The sequence below is a fragment of the Streptosporangium sp. NPDC049644 genome (genome assembly GCF_040675205.1).
GTDB classification, from domain to species: Bacteria; Actinomycetota; Actinomycetes; order Streptosporangiales; family Streptosporangiaceae; genus Streptosporangium; species Streptosporangium fukuiense.
Genome location: NZ_JBFAOJ010000252.1, coordinates 1 through 1,767, shown reverse-complemented (window position 1 = coordinate 1,767; position 1,767 = coordinate 1). Strand labels below are relative to the sequence as shown.

Annotated in this window: 1 protein-coding gene; it reads right to left on the bottom strand. The window is 70.2% G+C overall.

What is annotated here, in order from left to right:
• Positions 1-1,767: type I polyketide synthase (locus AB0J58_RS44890; protein ID WP_364227946.1), on the bottom strand; the 1,767-nt coding region annotated here is incomplete at both ends.

The following is a 1,767-nucleotide window of genomic DNA, read 5'->3' as shown; positions in this document are numbered from 1 at the left end:
AGATCCCACCCCCGATTCGTCGGGAAACCAGTGATCGCATCGGTCTCCTCAACGACCAGCCGCCACAGATCCTCCGGAGAGGCCACCCCACCCGGATAACGGCACGCCATCCCCACGATCACGACCGGATCGTCGGCCACCGACCGCACCACCGGCGAGAGCACCCCCGCATCGGCCCGCTCCCCCAGCAACTCACCCAACAGGAACTCCGCCAGCACCACCGGCGTCGGATAGTCGAACACCAACGTCGCCGGCAACCGCAACCCCGTCGCACCGCTCAACCGGTTGCGCAACTCCACCGCGGTCAAACTGTCGAAACCCAACTCCCGAAACTCCCGACGCACCTCCACCGACTCCGACGAGACATGCCCCAGCACCACCGCCACCTGCGCCCGCACCAACTCCACCACCGACCGCACCCGATCAGCCTCACCCAACCCGGCCAACCGCCGCACCAGCACACCGTCACCCGACCCCGACACCGACACCGCCGACCGGCGAACCCCGCGCACCAACCCCCGCAGCAGATACGGCACCTCACCACGCGCCCGCACCGCCGCCAGATCGAGCCGGACCGGAGCCACAGCCGACTCACCCGAACGGACGGCCACGTCGAACAACGCGACCCCCTGCTCCGGGGTGAGCGCCGACATGCCGACACGGGTCAACCGGAGCATCTGAGCATCGTTCAGGCCCCCGGTCATTCCGGCGTCCTGCGCCCACGGACCCCACGCCAGCGACAGCGCCGCCAGCCCCTCGGCCCGCCGAAACTCCGCCAGCGCGTCCAGGAACGCGTTCGCCGCCGCGTAGTTACCCTGCCCCGCCCCACCGAACGTCCCCGCCACCGACGAGAACACGATGAAGCCCGCCAGATCCATGCCACGAGTCAACTCGTGCAGGTGCCAGGCCGCGTCCACCTTCGGCCGCAACACCGCGTCCAACCGCTCAGCCGTCAGCGACGGGATCGTCCCGTCGTCCAGCACACCCGCGGTATGGATCACCGCGGTCAACGGATGATCGGCATCCACCTGCGCCAGCAGGCCCGCGACCTGGTCACGGTCGGCCACATCACACGCCACGACCTCCACCTCGACCCCGTGCGCGACCAACTCCGCCCGCAACTCCACCGCACCCGGAGCATCCAGACCCCGCCGACCGGCCAGCAACAGACGCCGCACACCCCGCTCGGCCACCACATGCCGCGCGAACAACGCCCCCAGACCACCCGTCCCACCAGTGATCAACACCGTCCCCTCCGGATCCCAGGCACGCCCCTCACCCGGACCAGAACCAGGATCAGCGCCGAAGCCATCGGCGAAACCTGAGCCGGAGCCGGATGTCACCCGCACCAGCCGGGCAACCCGCACCTCACCCCCGCGCACCACCACCTGCGGCTCACCCGAGGCCAGCACCCCGGACAGCACCGACGCCGAAAGCTCCTGCCCGTCCACATCGACCAGCACGAACCGGCCAGGATCCTCCGACTGCGCCGACCGCACCAACCCCCACACCGCCGCGGCCCCCAGATCAGCGACCACATCCCCCGCCCACGCCGACACCGCACCCCGCGTCACCACCACCAGCCGCGAACCACCACACCGCTCATCGGCCAGCCACCCCTGCACCAACCCCAGAACACGAGCGGCCAACACATGCACCGCCCCCACCACGTCCCCGTACCCGGCCGACCCGACCACAACGGTCACCACCTCCGGCACCACCTCCAACGCCGCCAACTCCGCCACCGGATCCGACGCCAGATCCAGG